Origin of the sequence: Corynebacterium pelargi, assembly GCF_014635485.1 — a bacterium.
Lineage (GTDB): Bacteria > Actinomycetota > Actinomycetes > Mycobacteriales > Mycobacteriaceae > Corynebacterium > Corynebacterium pelargi.
Window position 1 is genome coordinate 60,020 of sequence record NZ_BMCX01000003.1, and the last position, 13,931, is coordinate 73,950.

Genomic DNA, 13,931 nt, shown 5'->3' on the forward strand with positions numbered 1-13,931 from the left:
AGTATCATTCTATGGGAAAGATTAGCACAGAAAGCGGCATTAAAGTTCTCGACCGGGCAGTCACCATCCTGCTTGCCCTGGCCGACCACCCCATGAGCCTCAATGAATTGTGCGAATTCACCGGCCTGCCTCGCGCCACCGCACACCGCCTGGCCACCGCACTCGAAGTACACAATATCCTCACCCGCACCAACGACGGCAGGTGGACCATCGGTGCCGTATTGGCAAGCCTTGGCGCCAGTAGCCAGACCAAGCTTATCGACGTAGCCACGCCGATCATGTCTACCCTGATGCACACCACCAATGAATCAGTGCAGCTCTACCAACTCGCTGGAGCAGTACGCGTGTGTATTGCTGCCCAAGAACCAGCCATGGGCTTGCAAAATACCGTGCCCGTAGGCACTCGCCTACCACTGAGCGCTGGCTCTGCAGCCCGCATCTTCTTGGCCTATTCCTCTGCACACCTTCGCGATGCAGTGCTATCGGAGGGCACCAAATTTAGCCAAGAAGATCTGCGCGAAGCCCGTGAACAAGGCTGGGCTGCCTCCATGAGCGAACGCGAGGTCGGGCTGGCCAGCGTTTCTGCCCCCGTATTCGATTCAGAAGGCACCTTCTGCGCCGTGCTTTCTATTTCTGGTCCTGCCGAAAGGCTGAAACCCAGCCCCGGCAAGTGGGCAGATGAATTAGTCGCTGCAGCCAATAGGCTCTCAGCACAGCTTTAAAGCTTGTCTACCAAGCCCCGCAACTGCAGCACCAAGGGATGATCCAGGCGTGCTTCGAGCTTGGCGAGCACGCTGTGATACCACCAGCATTGGCCCTCATAGCCGCTGCGAAATCTTTCCCACACTTCTTCCCCGGCATCGCGATCTCTGAGTGTGCACAGCAAATTATGCACCTTATCTGCGGCAATAATCTTTAACGCCTCAATCGAGGCATCATCCATACGCTCTAGATAGTCCTCCGCCCTAGCCTGCCAGGTGGGTAGGGACTGATCCTTACTTACCATCGACACCAGCGTGCGCACCTCGCGGCCGAATTCTTCTTCTAATACCGCAGGATCAAGGGACTGGTCTTCGATACTGTCGTGCAGAAGTGCTGCGATGCGCGTGGTGTCCGATTCGCCTTCGAGCAGCGTTGCCACGGCAAAGAGGTGCGAGACATAGGGGGTGGCCGTGCCTTTGCGCACTTGGCCGGCATGGATCTCGGCGGCGCGCTCAATAGCAAAAAGGAGACGTGTGTTCACGTCTCCTGATGGTACCCCGTACGGGATTCGAACCCGTGTTACCGGCGTGAGAGGCCGGCGTCCTAGGCCACTAGACGAACGGGGCTAGTAGCAAGCGGTTGCTTCTCAAGCAATAGTAGAGTGCCGATGTTGTACTCAACAAATCGGCACGTCAGGGTAGTAAAAGCGCGGATCCTGAGAAACATTCTCGTCGAAAAGCGAAAGTATCAAGCAGTGGTGTTCTGCGTCCGCTAGAAGGGGTTAGGACCGATGCTTCTTATAAGGATCGCGCTGTGCGTTTCCTCTTCCATAGCACCTCCGGGTCTCGGGGAATGTTTCCACAGAACCGCTCTGCTCGACCACCTTCACCTCATGCCCTTAAGAGCATGAACTTCGTTATTTCTTTCGATGGGGCGAAACTGCTCTGTTAGCTCTGATGCTAGACCCAATGCTGGCTTCTGGGAAGAGAAAAACGAGAAATTTTTTTCTAAAGATCAAACACCTGCCACGTCAATTGCGCCTGATCAGATTTGGGGCCATAGAGCTTATCCATCAGCTTCCACAGCGGATAGCCAATCATCTGCCAATAGCCGTGGTGGATATCGGCGGGTTTCGGCTCAATATCCTTGTGCTCACCGGTGACCTCGGAGGCAATGCGGCTTAATTCCATCGCCATCCAATCATCCACACGCACCCCATCGATGGTGGTGAAATCCCTGCGCTCGCCGGTATAGGTGGTGTGTTGCGAGGCCTGCAGCATCACCTTGGCCAGCGAGGTTGAGGGCAACTGAGCCACCATCGCCATCTCACTGGCAAGTAAGCGGGCTTGATCAAAGCGGCTATCGCTTTCCAAATACGGTGTGGCATCGCTGCGCTCATCTTGGGCGCGGGCAAAGGCAATCACAGGATCGCCTTGGATGATCGAGCACACGGGATCATGCAGCGCGCACACCTGCACCACATTGAGCCCCTCAAACTCCCCCGGTTGGCGCTCGCCAAGAACGCCGTGACGATCCGATGGGATGGCGCCTTTGTTCGTAAGCGGAAGCGTGGCACCTGCTGCAGTCTGGTTGCCGATAGCCCTGGAGCGCTTGGGATCAGAAATGAGGTACACCGCCGCCACTCGCTCAGCCGGGATCTGTGTGGCTACATTGCCGGCAATGTGAGCACCTTGAGAAAACCCAACCAGCAGCACCTTGGTGTCGCTGCACTGGGCTAGAAGCTCCTGGAGATGCTCAAGCAGCCTGCGTTCCCCCTCGCGCCGTGACACGCCATAGGGCATGGCTTGGGCTTCTTCTTTATCAATGGAGGTGACCATACCGGCACTTGCCGGATAGGGGGTTTGCCAGGCATCTACCCCATCGAATTGCTCAGCTACTTCTTGGACGAAGTTCCTGCCCTTGCTTAAGCCCGTGATCTGCCCTGGATCCTCCTGGGCGTGGGATTCGCCTGTGCCGGGGGTAATAGCGATATGCAAGGCCGGGCATTGCGATTGGTGGAAGCCTTCTTGTTGTGACGCCGCTTGCTGGGCTGCTGTTTGCTGGGGCGCTGTTTGCTGGGGTGCTGCCTGGGCCGGCGGAGCAACAAGTGAAGAAGCAAGCAGGAACGAGACGATGCCAAAAGCTGCAGATCTGCGCATATCACTACACTACAATGCCCGATTTGGGCCTTGGGTGAAGTTGCGAAAGCAAAATGAGTGGGTGCGAAAAGCTGCGAAGGCGAAAAAGCCCTGAATGCAAAAAATCAGCCGACGTTTGTCGACTGATCATTTGTACCCCGTACGGGATTCGAACCCGTGTTACCGGCGTGAGAGGCCGGCGTCCTAGGCCACTAGACGAACGGGGCATAGGCATAAAGCCTGCTGGCCTACCAGGACTCGAACCTAGAATGACGGTACCAGAAACCGTAGTGTTGCCAATTACACCATAGGCCAATGTTGTGCGGCTGGGCTTTCACCCTGCTGTGCAACGAGGCTTAATATAACCACATCTACGAAAGCCACACAAACCTGCTGGTCAGGCCGCCTGGTATGGGGTTTGCTGGCGCGCAGCGCGCAGGCGAGCAAGGGTGGATTCCTTGCCCAGCAACTCCATGGACTCGAAAAGCGGCGGCGATACAGCGGCACCCGAGATACCAACGCGCAGCGCACCATAGGCCACGCGGGGTTTCAGCTCCAGCTTTTCAATTAATGCGCCGTGCAATGCCTGCTCGATATTGGCGGTATTCCACTCCTCCACGCCCTCAAGCGCGGCGATGCCCTGTTCAAGGGGTTCGATTGCGGTTTCCTTGAGGTTCTTCTTGGCGGATTTTTCATCCAATTCCAGATCCTCATCGGCTGTCACCAGGAACTTCAGCAGACCATAGGCATCGGAGAGCGTCTTGATACGGGTTTGCACCAGATCTGCTGCGATGGCGAACTTCTCCTCCGGGTACTCAAAGTCGTAGTACTCGCGCAGGTAGTCACGCAGGCGATCGCGGAAATCTTCAGGCGATAGCAGGCGAATATGATCCGCGTTGATCGCTTCGAGCTTCTTTTGATCAAAGCGAGCAGGGTTCGGGAGGACATCGGCGACGTCGAAATGCTCAACGAGCTCTTCTACCGAGAAGATGTCCTTATCGTGGCTCAAGGACCAACCAAGCAGCGCCAAGTAGTTCAGCATGCCCTCAGGGATGATGCCGTGATCGCGGTGGTTGAACAGGTTGGACTGCGGATCGCGCTTGGAAAGCTTCTTATTGCCCTCGCCCATAACAAACGGAAGGTGGCCAAATTCTGGGGTGCGCTCAGCAACACCAATGGCCTTCAAGGCCTCGTAGAGGGCCAGTTGGCGCGGGGTGGAGGGCAAAAGATCTTCGCCGCGCAGCACGTGGGTGATGCCCATGAGTGCATCATCGACGGGGTTTACCAGGGTATATAGCGGTGCACCATTGGAGCGGGCGACCACAAAGTCTGGCTGCGTGGAGGCCTTAAATTCGATCTCGCCGCGGACCAGGTCGTTCCATTTCCAGTCCTGATCTGGCATGCGCAGGCGCCACACGGGCTTGCGGCCTTCTGCCTCAAAGGCATCGATCTGTTCTTGGCTGAGGTCGCGATCGAAGTTGTCGTAGCCGAGTTGCGGGTCGCGGCCTGCGGCCTTGTGGCGTTCTTTGACTTCTTCGGCGGTGGAATAGGCCGGGTAGATGTAGCCGCCGGCTTTGAGCTTTTCAAGCACATCGGCGTAGATATCCATGCGCTGGCTTTGGCGGTACGGCTCATCCGGGCCGCCTTTGACTACACCTTCATCCCAGTCCATGCCGAGCCACTGGAGGGAGTCGATAATGGCCTGGTAGGACTCTTCGGAGTCGCGCTGGGCGTCGGTATCTTCGATGCGGAAGATGAGCTTGCCGCCGTGGTGGCGAGCATAGGCCCAGTTGAATAAGGCGGTGCGCACCATGCCTACGTGGGGCGTGCCGGTGGGCGAAGGGCAGAAACGAACGCGTACTTCAGACATGGGTTTTATACTAGACTGTCCTGCCATGTGTGCATCCTCTCGCCCGGCTTCCGCGCCCGATTTTCTACTTTCTCGAGCGCATGGGTCTATCCGCACCCAGGGGGCGAAGGAGCAGTTTAATAATATCGACGACGCCATCGAGGCACTTCGCCGCGGAGAAATGGTCGTCGGTGCCTTAGCTTTTCGACGCGACCACGCCTGCGCTTTCACCGTCCCCGAAAACATCATCCGCGAAGATGGCCCGCTAGAACCCCATGGCTACTACCGCCAAGGACCGGGGGCGCAGCTTCATGCAAGCCTCGATGCCCTGGTGCCAGATGAGGCCGAGCACGCCCACCGCGTGGCTGCTGCGATTGAGACGATGCGATCAACGGTGCTGCGCAAGGTGGTGCTTGCCCGCGCGGTCGATGTGCGCTTTGATCCCCCTGTCGATCCACGCCTGATTGCTGCGCGCCTGATTGATTTATCCCTGCATCGCGACGGCTTCATTGTGGATCTCTCCCCTGCCGGTGAAGACTTCGTGGGCAATATGCTCGTTGGTTCTTCACCGGAGGTGCTGATTAAAAAGCAAGGCTCAACCGTGAGTGCTTACCCGCTGGCTGGATCTGCACCAAGGGCGGTGGATCCGATTGAAGATAAAAAACGTGGTGAGGCCTTGCTGCGTTCCACCAAGGACCTCGATGAACACCGCTTTGTGGTCGATCATCTGCGCCGCAAGCTTTCACCACTGTGCAGCGATTTAAATATTCCCGATAACCCGGAATTAACCTGCACGAATGAGATGTGGCATCTTGCCACCCCGGTGGTGGGCACGCTCAAGGATGCACAGATGACGGCCCTGGAGCTCGCCCAGATCGTGCACCCCACCCCCGCGATCTGTGGCACGCCAACCGATGACGCCGAGGAGCTGATCTCTTTTGCCGAGGCGGATCGGCGCTTCTATGCCGGTGCTGTTGGTTGGGCCGAAGGCCTCGATGGTGAGTATATGGTGGCCATTCGCTGTGCTGAGGTATCCGGTGATGGCACTCGTGCCCGCGCCTGGGCCGGTGGTGGCATCGTGGAGGCTTCCGATGCGCAGGCCGAGGTGGCAGAAACCAGTGCGAAGCTGCGCACCATTATGAAAGCCCTTGGGCTTTCTTTATAGGCAGCAATGAAAAAGCGCCAGCGTTATCGCTGGCGCTTTTTGTCATGTTCTTTAGGCGCGTTCTACTGGGTTACCTAGCTTGCCGATGCCAGGAATTTCAATCTCGATGAAGTCACCGGGAAACATTGCCGCGGTGCCTGCAGGAGAGCCGGTGCAAATAATATCGCCGGGCAGCAGCGTCATCGAGGCGGTAATAAATTCGATGATCTCGCCCAGATTCATAATCATCTGGTTGGAGTTCGAATCCTGCTTCGTCTCAGTCTTGCCCTCGTGGGTCAGGTGAGCCTTGATGGGCAAATTCGAGGTATCGATGGATTCAAGGTCGGTTTCGATCCAAGGCCCAACAGGGGCGAAGGTATCAATGCCCTTGGCGCGAGCCCACTGACCATCGGCAAATTGGAGGTCGCGGGAGGACACGTCGTTGATGATGGTGAAGCCGAGCACCACCTGCTTCCAGTCCTCAGCCTTGACATTCTTGCAGGGCTTGCCAATCACCAGGGCAAGCTCGCCTTCGAATTCCACCTTGGTGGCAAAATCGGGGATCTTAATGGCGGCACCAGGGCCAATCACGGCTGTCGGTGGCTTCAAAAAGAGCGTCGGCGGCAGGTGCTCAGCACTCTTTTGGAACACCTCTGCCACGTGATCTGCATAATTGCGGCCAATTGCCACGATCTTGGAAGGCAGCATTGGTGCAAGCAGGCGAACGTCGCCAAGCTTCCACTCCTTGCCTGTGAACTTTGGTTCGGTAAACGGAGTACCTTCAATCTGGCGGCACAGGGCGTCGTCGCCTTCACCCTCTACTACGCAGAAGGCCATTCCTTCGGGGGTAGCAATTCGTCCAAAACGCATGGAGGCCATCCTACTACGAGGGGTGGCCTCAAGGTTGGGAATTCTGCAAAGCTTTCAAAGTATTCGCTTTCGTGTGCACCCTCAATGCCAAATACAACTCGGCACAGGCAAGGGCATCGCTTAAGGCATTGTGGTTGCCATACCAAGGAAGCCCATAGCGCTCACGCACACGCGCCAGGCGGAGATCCTCACCACGGGGATACGTCCCCATGCGTTCCATGTGCCGACGCTCTAATGCAAAGGTATCTACGACCGGGGCACGCAGGGGCGCATTGAAATACTGCTGGCACAGCACATCCAAAAAGGACGTTTCCAAGCTGGCAAAGTGCGCTAATAACACCCGCGATTCCAGGGCTTCTAAGAACAACTCCAACGCGGTTTGTTGCTCCACACCCTTGGCCACCATGGCATCGGTGAGCTGGTGGATCGTTGCCGAATCCCCCACCGTGTGTTCTGATTTCACCACCGTATAACCGGCGCCCGAAAGCTGGATTTCTCCACCATTGATCGGCACCCACCCAATGGAGATGAGGTGGTCGCGCTTGGCGTCAAAACCAGTGGTTTCAATATCTACTGCCAGTAGATTGAGTTCATCCAAGGGGGTCGCAGGTGCTGGCCAGGCAGGCATCTGCGCGAGTGCCCCGGTGGGCTTGGCTTTTGATTGAAACAATCCAAACATGGCTTAGATATTCCGGATCGGATACTTAGTACTCAGGGCATTTTGCATGTTTTTAATGATCTGGAAGGCATCACGCAGGTGCTCTCGATCCAGCTTCTTCAACGCATTCGGGTCCACGTGATAGTCCGGCCGCTCCCCTGCCCTGATCTGCGCGGCCTGGTGCCTCAGGGCGATGGTGCTTAAAAATTCAAAGGCGTCGATCAGGTCTTGTGCGCCGCGCTCCGACACGCTGCCGACTTGGCCTGCTTGCTGCAGGCGCTGTCGCGTACCAATCTGATCGATGCCACCGGCGACGGCAAACAGGCGCGCGAGTTGGGTAACGGCATAGATACCGCCCTTTTTCAGATCGAGCTGATGCACATGCTCCCCGCTTCGCTCGACCACAAAGCCACGGAAGAACCCCAGGGGTGGTTCACGGCGCGCGGCCAAGGTTGCCAGATGGGCGTGTAAGCGTTTCGACGTTTGCGCCATCGCAATCGCCTCTGTGTGCACCTCTTGGGCCAATTCCCTTGCACCATGAATCGCGCGGAAGTCAAAGAATGTCTGGGCATGCAGCAAGGCATCTGGTTCGGGTGCTGTGATCCAGTGCTGGAATGTATCTACCCATTCTCGCTGCGTCATACGCCATTGCGGGTTGGTGGCCATCATATCGCCGGGGCAGAGCACCTGGCCTGCTGCATCGAGCCCAGTGCATACCCGTTGAGAAAGAGCTTCAAAGTATTCATTGTGCTCGGGTTGGTACTCATTGCTAAGCACCAGGCAATTGTCTTGGTCCGATGCAAGCCCCATGCCCTTTCGTGCCTGGGAGCCTGCCACCACAAAGGCATAAGGCACCGGCGGTGGCCCAAGTTCTTCCTCCGCTAGGGTGCACAGCCTGCGAGCAATGCCATCGGCAGCCAACGTCAGCACGCCACTGACGGCCTCTGCGCCAGCGCCACGCTCGATAAAGCGCAGCGCGACGTCATGGGCCATGCTGTAGGCCTGTGCAAGCTCTTCAGGAGTTTGCCTCGATGAGATATCTGCGGTGATATACATTGGGTCGTTTCGAAGCAGCCGCATGATATCGGCGGCAGAGACGATGCCAATGAGTTGCTGTTGCGCATCTACCACCGGCAAATGGTGAATGCCCAGTTCAGTCATAGTGAGCATGGCTTCAAGGGCGGTTGTTTCAGCTTGGGCTGTGACCGGTTCATGCGTGGCAATGCGCTCAATCGACTCGTGGGGATCGCGGGCCTGGGCAACGACCTTGCTGCGCAGGTCACGGTCTGTCACGATGCCGCGCACCCGGCCGTCTTGGGTAATGAGCAGCGACGAAACATTGCGGCTCGTCATGACTTGGGCGGCTTCGCGAATGCTGACTTGTCCCACGGTGGCTGCGTCGCGAATCATAAATTTTTCTAGAGGCGTTCGCAGCAGCTCCGAGGAGGAATCAGAGCGCAAGTGCTGTGCAGCCGCGCTCATGCGTTTGGATTGGCTAGAAAAGAAGCGCTCAAATGCTGCGTCTTGCTGTGCCACATGAAGGAAGTCTTGACGAGGCAGCAGGAGCAAGAGGGAATCTTCTACCGCCACCATCTGATAGCGGGAGCGGTTTTCTCCCAGGATGGTGGAGTAGCCAAAACAACGCCCCGCGTCGCGTCGATCAAGCAATACGCCTTGTTCATCGAGGACATCGACTGCACCTGAACGGATAATGAAGCAGAAATCGTTCGGGCTATCGAAGGCCACCACCGTTTCACCGGCGCGGATATACCGCATGGTGCAAGCCTGAGGGAGTGGCGCGAGCAAGGAGTGGCTCAGTTGCGCAAAGGGGGCGTGTTCGGCGAGGAAGTTATGTACCTCTTGCAGTTCCACTGACATGGGCTCATTTTAATAGTGAGCCATGCCATATGTCTTGATTTTTAAGAAGAAACTGCAGCGGCGATGCGATCGCCTACCTCTGTGGTACGGATTTCTCCGCGATCTTGCACATCGGCGGCGACTGCCTCTTCGATCTTGCGGGCGTTTTCTTCATCACCGAGGTGACGAAGCATCAGTGCCACGCTCAAAATTGCCGCAGTCGGGTCAGCGATGCCTTGGCCTGCAATATCGGGTGCCGAACCGTGAACCGGTTCGAACATCGAAGGGTGGGTGCCGGTGGCGTCAATGTTGCCGGAGGCTGCAAGCCCGATGCCGCCGGTGATGGCACCGGCGAGGTCGGTGAGGATATCGCCAAAGAGGTTGTCGGTGACAATCACGTCGTAGCGCGAAGGGTCAGTGACCATGTAGATGGTTGCTGCGTCGATGTGGTGATAATCCACCGTTACCTCGGGAAATTCCTTGGCAACGTCATCGACGGTGCGCTTCCACAAACCGCCAGCATTGACCAGCACGTTGGTCTTATGCACCAAAGTCAGATGCTTGCGGCGCGCTTGGGCGCGGGCAAAAGCATCACGCACTACGCGTTCCACGCCGTAGCGGGTGTTTTGAGAAACTTCGGACGCTACTTCGTGCGGGGTGTTTTCACGCAGGGTGCCACCGTTTCCGCAGTACAGCCCCTCGGTTCCCTCGCGCACGACGACAAAGTCGATCTCTCCTGGATGCGCCAGAGGAGATTGAGAAGAAGGATAGAGCTTTGAAGGCCGAAGATTGACGTGGTGATCCAGCGCAAAGCGCATCTTGAGGAGGAGGCCTCGTTCGAGCACTCCCGGAGGTACCTCACCTGGAGCGCCGATGGCTCCAAGCAAGATGGCATCGTGTTCGCACAATGCTTCCAAGTCGGCATCGGGAAGAATTTCGCCATTGCGCAGATAGCGTTGGGCGCCGAGGTCGAATTCCGTGACCTCGACGTCATCGCGAAGCGCACGAAGCACCTTGAGTGCTTCATTGGTTACTTCTGGCCCGATACCGTCGCCGCCAATCACTGCCAGTTTCATTCTATGGAACTCCAATTCCCACTAGGTGAACTTACCGGCAGTCTAACACAGCCTAGGCGGCCTGTTTGGCCTGATCGAGCTCCCACTTCAATTGAGCCTCGCTCGGCGATTGCACGGGCAGGAAGGCCGCCTCGCGGAAACGTCGAGAAGCTGGGGAATGCTGGGCATAACCTGCGCCACCAGCAACACGAACCTCAAGCTGGGTAGCGTTCACGGCAGCCTGCGCAGCAGCCAGACGAAGCTCAAGCAGCTTTACAGGCTGAGGGGCATCCTTCTCGGCGAGTGCTTCTTGCACACGAATCAGCTCTGCAATATCAGCCTGGACCTGCTCTACCTCAGCAGCAAAGACCGCATTCACGCCTTCAAGGCGCTTCGATGCCTGCTCGGCGGCAGACTGGGCAACGCCAAGGCACTCGGAAGTTTGCAGGAGCACGAAGGTGGGGCGAATGCCCTTTGCAAAGCTTGCAAGATCACTGGAAAGGATCTGACGTTCCGGCACAAAGACCTGGTCAAATTGCAAAGAGGTCGAAGCCGTAGCATTCAGGCCAAGCAGTCCGAAGGGGGTGCCAAGGCTCACGCCTTCGGCATCGGCATCAACAGCGAAGACCACGGGCTTGCCTTCGAGCTTGGCGCCGGTAATGACCAGCGACTCAGGCTTGAGGTTCGATGCCCAACGCAGGGTTCCGCTGACCACGAAGCCACCCTCGGCAGGCTCAGCTTCAAGTTCAACCTCACCACAGCCGGCTGCCTCTTTGAATACCGAGGCCATGCCGGTCACGCCGGGGCGCTCGCCGCGCTTGAGGCCCGGGAGCACTTCCTGGGCGTACTCCCCGCCTGCGAGGTTGAGATACTCAATCACCATGCTGTGAGCCCAGAGGCTAAAAGCCGCAGACAGATCCAAGGTGGCAATCTCGCGGATCAAACGGATGGGCTCAAGCAATTGCCCGCCACGCGGAACGCCTAGACCAAGCAGATCCTGCTGTGCAAGCAGGCCAATGATGTAATCTGCGCCGAGCTCGCCCTTATCTACAGCCTGGGCGTTATTGGCGATCGTCTCGGCAATATCTCGGGGTAAGGCGCTCATTTAGACCAGCTCGGAGGTGAGGTTTGCTGGACGGGTGTAGGTGTTGACCACAGGGGACCACTTCACGGCGTCGCGCTGGATCTTGTCCAGGGTCTCGCGGTCTGCATCGCCTTCGAGCTCGATCTTGACTCGAACGTCGGAGACACCGGTGCGCTTGTCATCGTCAAGGTCACCAACGCCCCATACAGCAGAGATGTCGATATCGGACTCGATATCAATAGCAATCTTGGTCAGGGTGACGCCACGGTGGGTAGCGATGGCCTGGATGCCAACGGAGATGCAAGAAGCTAGAGCAGCCTGAGCAACTTCGGTGGGGTTGCCAGCGCTGTTATCACCAAGAAGCTGCGGAGGCTCAGCGACAAGCACGGGCTCCAGATCGCGGATCTGGGTGTAGTTGCGGAACTGGCCGTCTGCCTCGGTGTGGGTCTTAATCTGCTTTTTGCCACCTGCGGGGTTTTCCTGGTTCTTCTGAGCCAGGGAGGCAAGACGCTCAGCATCGATCGGTTCGAGTGCTTCGCCGGGCTTGTGGTTCGGGGTGAGATCAGACATTCATGTTCCTTTCAATTGGTCGGTCTAGACCATACTAAAGGGTTCCGTCTATTTTTGCCATACCGAGCGGTCTATTTTATTCATACAAAAGAAAACGCCGCCCAAAGGCGACGTTGTTCCAGTCACGCAAGAAGCCCAAGACCTCGGGCTAGAAGCGCAATTTAAGCATCAAAATCAACCGCGAAGCACTCGGCGTCGATCTCAGCGGCGATCTCGTTGAGCAGATCTTCCTCCACAGCGCGATCAACACGCAGGATCAAGGTAGCTCCGCCACCTTCGGCATCCTGGGACAAAGCGGCCGCATCAATGTTGATGCCATTGCCACCGAGCTTGGTGCCAACCTTGCCCAGCGCACCGGGAGCATCGCTGTACTGGAAGAAGAGGTTGTAGCCGCAAGCGCGAAGATCCAGGCCTCGAGCGTTGATCCTGACGATCTTCTCCACGCCAGTAAGACCGGTCAGTGCACCAATGACCGAGGCGCTCGTGCCATCGGCGGCCACTGCGCGCACCTCAAGCACCGAGCGGTGCGTCTTGGATTCGCTGTGGGTGGAAACCTCCACCTCTACCCCACGCTCTTCTGCAATTCGCGGAGCATTCACAAAGGTCACCGGCTCCTCGACGATGCCGGAGAACAGACCGCGAAGCGCTGCAAGACCAAGCACGTCGACGTTCTCGCTGGAAAGCTCGCCGCGGGCTTCTACTTCCAGAGACACCGGAGCCTGATCCAGCAGGCGGCTGGCCACCAAGCCGAGCTTGCGTGCAAGATCGAGCCACATCGAAACTTCTTCACCCACCTGGTTACCAGCAACATTGACCGCATCGGGCACGAAATCGCCGGCCAGGGCCTTGAGCACCGAATCAGCCACATCGGTGCCTGCACGGTCTTGAGCCTCCACAGTGGAAGCACCCAGGTGCGGAGTCACAACGACCTCGTCGAGCTCGAACAGAGGAGAATCGGTGCACGGTTCGGTTTCAAACACATCGAAGCCTGCACCACGGATCTTGCCCGCACGGATGGCGTCGGCAAGCGCCTGCTCGTTGACCAATCCACCACGTGCAGCATTGATGATGATCTGGCCCTGCTTGGCCTTTGCCAGCAGCTCGGCGTCGAACATGCCGGCAGTCTCTTTGGTCTTGGGCAGGTGAATGGTCACAAAATCGGAGCGCTGCATGAGCTCTTCAAGCTCTACCAACTGCACACCCAACTGTGCCGCACGAGCCGGGTTGGCGTAAGGATCATAGGCAATGATGGTGGTTTCAAAGGCCGCGAGGCGCTGGGCGAAAAGCTGGCCGATGTGGCCAAAGCCCACGATGCCGATGGTCTTGCCAAAGATCTCCACACCGGAGAAAGAAGAGCGCTTCCACTGGGCATCACGCAGGGTCTTATCTGCCGCCGGGATTTGGCGTGCGGTGGACAAGAGCAAAGAAATAGCGTGCTCACAAGCAGAGTGAATATTAGAGGTGGGGGCGTTTGCCACCATCACACCGCGTTCGGTTGCAGCGGCAATATCCACGTTATCGAGGCCAACGCCTGCGCGACCAACAATCTTGAGGTTCTTGGCGGCGTCGAGCACTTCCTTATCAACGGTGGTAGCAGAACGCACCAGCAGTGCATCGGCGTCAACGACGGCCTTGAGTAACTCGGGGCGGTTTGGGCCATCAACCCAACGTACTTCTACGGAATCTCCCAACGCGTCCACGGTGGACTGGGCGAGTTTATCGGCAATGAGGACGACCGGACGGGTGTTGCTCACGAATATTGCTCCTGAAATGCAAAATGCTGCTTTGCCGTGGCGACACGACCGCGCCACCGCGCCAAAGGACCACGCCTTCCCAAATGTGGCGTGCGACGCGACAAGCATAACGCCATCGGCCCGCGACTGAGACACCCATCGGCTTGACACTCCCCCCATTTGCGCACGCCGATCGTCTGCCTACAACCACGCCTCACCCCCAAACGCGGGTCACGCCTCGCAGCGCCAGACCGCCCCGTCCGTGCCACCC

The 13,931-nt window shown here is 57.6% G+C and carries 12 protein-coding genes and 3 tRNA genes; 2 read left to right on the forward strand and 13 right to left on the reverse strand.

The annotated features are described in order from the left end of the window. Positions 1–11: 11 nt before the first annotated feature. Positions 12–722, forward strand: a complete 711-nt coding sequence (locus tag IEU99_RS06710) for an IclR family transcriptional regulator (protein WP_128889953.1) — start codon at positions 12–14, stop codon at positions 720–722. Here IEU99_RS06710 and IEU99_RS06715 read toward each other — a convergent pair. From IEU99_RS06715 to gltX, 6 genes are all read right to left on the reverse strand, one after another. Further along, positions 719–1,243 (reverse strand): HD domain-containing protein, encoded by a 525-nt coding sequence (locus IEU99_RS06715; protein WP_164931162.1) that lies wholly within the window; start codon positions 1,241–1,243, stop codon positions 719–721. The two genes, IEU99_RS06710 and IEU99_RS06715, sit on opposite strands and share 4 nt — an antisense overlap. A gap of 9 nt (positions 1,244–1,252) precedes the next feature. Next, positions 1,253–1,328 (reverse strand) — tRNA-Glu (locus IEU99_RS06720). Positions 1,329–1,709: 381 nt separating this feature from the next. Continuing rightward, positions 1,710–2,861, reverse strand: coding sequence for a cutinase family protein (locus IEU99_RS06725; protein ID WP_128889955.1), 1,152 nt, complete (start codon positions 2,859–2,861; stop codon positions 1,710–1,712). A gap of 133 nt (positions 2,862–2,994) precedes the next feature. Further along, a tRNA-Glu gene (locus IEU99_RS06730) sits at positions 2,995–3,067 on the reverse strand. A 16-nt stretch (positions 3,068–3,083) separates the two neighbouring features. Next, a tRNA-Gln gene (locus IEU99_RS06735) sits at positions 3,084–3,155 on the reverse strand. A gap of 82 nt (positions 3,156–3,237) precedes the next feature. Then, the gene (gene gltX, locus IEU99_RS06740; protein ID WP_128889956.1) at positions 3,238–4,710 is read right to left on the reverse strand and encodes a glutamate--tRNA ligase; all 1,473 of its coding nucleotides are present in this window, start codon (positions 4,708–4,710) and stop codon (positions 3,238–3,240) included. A gap of 25 nt (positions 4,711–4,735) precedes the next feature. On the opposite strand from gltX, the gene IEU99_RS06745 reads away from it, so the two are divergent. Beyond that, a complete protein-coding gene (locus tag IEU99_RS06745; RefSeq protein WP_128889957.1) occupies positions 4,736–5,854 on the forward strand; it encodes an isochorismate synthase in 1,119 nt (372 codons plus the stop codon). Positions 5,855–5,905: 51 nt separating this feature from the next. Here IEU99_RS06745 and IEU99_RS06750 read toward each other — a convergent pair whose 3' ends face one another. The 7 genes from IEU99_RS06750 to serA form a co-directional block, all read right to left on the reverse strand. Continuing rightward, positions 5,906–6,703, reverse strand: a complete 798-nt coding sequence (locus tag IEU99_RS06750; protein WP_128889958.1) for a fumarylacetoacetate hydrolase family protein — start codon at positions 6,701–6,703, stop codon at positions 5,906–5,908. A gap of 28 nt (positions 6,704–6,731) precedes the next feature. Further along, positions 6,732–7,382, reverse strand: a complete 651-nt coding sequence (locus IEU99_RS06755) for a 3'-5' exonuclease (protein ID WP_128889959.1) — start codon at positions 7,380–7,382, stop codon at positions 6,732–6,734. 3 nt (positions 7,383–7,385) lie between these two features. Then, the gene (locus tag IEU99_RS06760) at positions 7,386–9,239 is read right to left on the reverse strand and encodes a putative nucleotidyltransferase substrate binding domain-containing protein (protein ID WP_128889960.1); all 1,854 of its coding nucleotides are present in this window, start codon (positions 9,237–9,239) and stop codon (positions 7,386–7,388) included. Between the two features lie 41 nt (positions 9,240–9,280). Further along, positions 9,281–10,294 carry a 3-isopropylmalate dehydrogenase gene (locus IEU99_RS06765; RefSeq protein ID WP_128889961.1) on the reverse strand — a complete coding sequence of 338 codons (1,014 nt, stop codon included), beginning with the start codon at positions 10,292–10,294 and terminating at the stop codon, positions 9,281–9,283. A 52-nt stretch (positions 10,295–10,346) separates the two neighbouring features. After that, positions 10,347–11,378, reverse strand: coding sequence for an acyl-CoA dehydrogenase family protein (locus IEU99_RS06770; protein ID WP_128889962.1), 1,032 nt, complete (start codon positions 11,376–11,378; stop codon positions 10,347–10,349). Then, on the reverse strand, positions 11,379–11,927 hold the full coding sequence (locus tag IEU99_RS06775) for an OsmC family protein (protein WP_128889963.1): 549 nt from the start codon (positions 11,925–11,927) through the stop codon (positions 11,379–11,381). It lies immediately after the preceding gene. 161 nt (positions 11,928–12,088) lie between these two features. Beyond that, positions 12,089–13,681, reverse strand: a complete 1,593-nt coding sequence (gene serA, locus IEU99_RS06780; protein WP_229718418.1) for a phosphoglycerate dehydrogenase — start codon at positions 13,679–13,681, stop codon at positions 12,089–12,091. Positions 13,682–13,931 lie beyond the last annotated feature (250 nt).